Source organism: Chromohalobacter sp. 296-RDG (assembly GCF_029889885.1).
Classification (GTDB): Bacteria; Pseudomonadota; Gammaproteobacteria; order Pseudomonadales; family Halomonadaceae; genus Chromohalobacter.
Genome location: NZ_JARANY010000228.1, coordinates 1 through 1,081 on the forward strand (window position 1 = coordinate 1; position 1,081 = coordinate 1,081).

A 1,081-nucleotide genomic window follows, 5' to 3' on the forward strand; every position below is an offset into this window, starting at 1 on the left:
GCCCACCTGCATCGCCGCCTTCAGCGCCAGCGGCTCGCCGACGCCGTTCAAGTGGATTCGCTTGCCATCGATGGGGCAGTGGTCGACGTAATAGAAATGCCCCCGCACCTGTCGCAGCACCTGCGGCGGCAGGCCGGTCGCCTGGCCGCACGTCGCCGAGCTAGCGCCGTGCGAAGGTTCGTGCTGGGATTTGTGCATTGAATTTGCCGCGTTCGTCATCGCCATACCTCAACCTCCCTCCATGTAGGCGTAACCATTAGTATCAGAAATTTAGTAACTAATGGTCAAGTTAAGCACATATGAAGGTATATTGCATTAGTAAAACACGAATGATGATGCAGCGCGCTCTGGTATGACGATTCTGGTAACGAGTCCTTGCTTCCCTTAATATAAGCATCACGCGGTCACGGCCGCGTTTTTTTATGTCGCTACATTAGATAGCTGACTAACAATGGTGAGTACAAAGGATTGCCCTACACTTTATGAAGTTGGTAAGAAGTGGCGTCTAGAGTCTGTCGTGTGTGGCAAAAACGACACACGGGGCGTCGTTCATGAGCGACAATTTTTCCCAAATGCACACAAAATTCAACGCCATAACGCTAGAGGCTGTTTGAGCTCTCACTTAGAATGGCTTTATCTTGGCGCGATCAGGAAGATAGCGCAGTCGCGCGGCTTGCGTGACCACAACAGCGATACTTGCGGTGTCGTCAGTGAAAAGGGAGTTCATGCCTCCAACGCGCTTAGGCGCGGCTCTCTTCTCATGACAGCACCTGACTCGCTGAAAGATATTGACGGGCCTTGGGAAGTCATCCGGACAATCCTCGGGCGGTAGCGTGTCCAAGCGCTTTTTTATTTGAATTCTCTTTATTCGGCATATGGGATGGAACCTGCAGCACTTATCACGTTAGTCCTCATCTTTTCCGTCCTTGCCTGTCTCGCGCTGACCCGTATCGCCCCCGATGTCGTCCTCATGGGGGCGTTGGCATTTCTGGTCATCAGCGGCATTCTTACGCCCGGCGAGGCGTTGGCGGGGTTTGCCAATCCTGGTGTGATGACCATCGCGACGTTGTATGTGGTCGCG

Annotated in this window: 2 pseudogenes; one reads left to right on the top strand and one right to left on the bottom strand. The window is 53.3% G+C overall.

Features of this window, described 5'->3' with window-relative positions:
* Nucleotides 1–225 (bottom strand): annotated as a pseudogene (locus tag OP495_RS18100) (hypothetical protein); the annotation flags it as partial.
* A gap of 655 nt (nt 226–880) precedes the next feature.
* On the opposite strand from OP495_RS18100, the pseudogene OP495_RS18105 reads away from it, so the two are divergent.
* Nucleotides 881–1,081, top strand: a pseudogene (locus OP495_RS18105) (SLC13 family permease); the annotation flags it as partial.